The sequence below is a fragment of the Brevundimonas sp. GN22 genome, assembly GCF_054824005.1.
The window spans coordinates 1-1,065 of the sequence record NZ_JSYD01000150.1; the positions used below are offsets into that span (position 1 = coordinate 1).

1 protein-coding gene is annotated in these 1,065 nt (G+C 59.8%); it reads right to left on the reverse strand.

Annotated features, from left to right (window positions below; genetic code table 11):
* Positions 1–234: 234 nt before the first annotated feature.
* Positions 235–1,065 (reverse strand): TonB-dependent receptor domain-containing protein (locus OB03_RS14460; protein WP_461344626.1); only part of this gene is annotated, 831 nt, incomplete at its 5' end.

Below are 1,065 nucleotides of genomic sequence, written 5' to 3' on the forward strand. Positions count from 1 at the left end.
GGCGTCTGGAACATCGGTTTTTCCGACCACTCGTCGGTGTGGCCGTGATCATCCGAAACCTTCAGCAGGTTTAGAACGCGTGCGGTCGACGCGGAGCGGCGAAGGTGTTCGAGATTTCGAATGGCGCGATCGGACATGCGCCTTCTTATGACCGTGATTTATGACCAACGGCTTAGCTTGGACAGCAAAAAGGGCCATCGTCGCCGATGACCCTTTGTAAGCATCGCTTCCGGATCAGAAGCGGGCGTTCAGGCTGATCCAGAGGCTGCGACCCTTGTCCTTGTTGTTGTAGTGATCAAAGAACAGGGTCTCATTGGTGCCGTCGAAATCACCATTGTTGTCCAGATCGCGGAACTCGGCGTCATAGCCGGTGAAATCGCGGTCCAGCAGGTTATTGATGCGCGCATTCACGGTCAGCCAGTCGTTCACCTCGTACGAGCCGCTGAGGTTCAGAACGGCGTAGTCTTTGTAATAAAGCGCCTGGTTGGTCACCACGTGCTGGCCGGCATAGCGATCGGCGCGGGCTTCGCCTGCCAGCATCAGCGAGATGCGGTCGGTCGGTTGCCAGTTGATCGAGGCGTTGGCCATGTGCTTGGCGCTTTCGCCCAGCGGCTGACCCTTGGCCGCACCGCTCTTCTGCTCGCTATCGGTATATGTGTAGTTGGCGCGCAGCGACACCTTGTCCACGATCTGCCAGCGGCCGGCCAGTTCAGCACCGCGGATGACGACCTCGTCGATATTGGTGATGCGGGTGCTCGAAGGCGCATAACCGATATCGCCATAGTCGCCGGTGGCCGCGCAGGCCAATGCCAGACCGGCACCGCACGGCTGGCTGGCGATCTTGTCTTCGAAGGTGTTGTTGAAGACGGTGGCATTGAAGTTGTGACCGCCAGGATGCTGCCAGTAAACGGCCAGTTCGGTGCTGGCGCTGGTCTCGGGCTGCAGGTCCGGATTACCGAACTGGGGCGAGGTGCCCTGACCCCCGAAACCGACGACGCCGTCATAGAGCTGGGTCGTCTTGGGTGTCTTGAAGCCGGTCGAGACACCGCCCTTGATGGTCCAGGC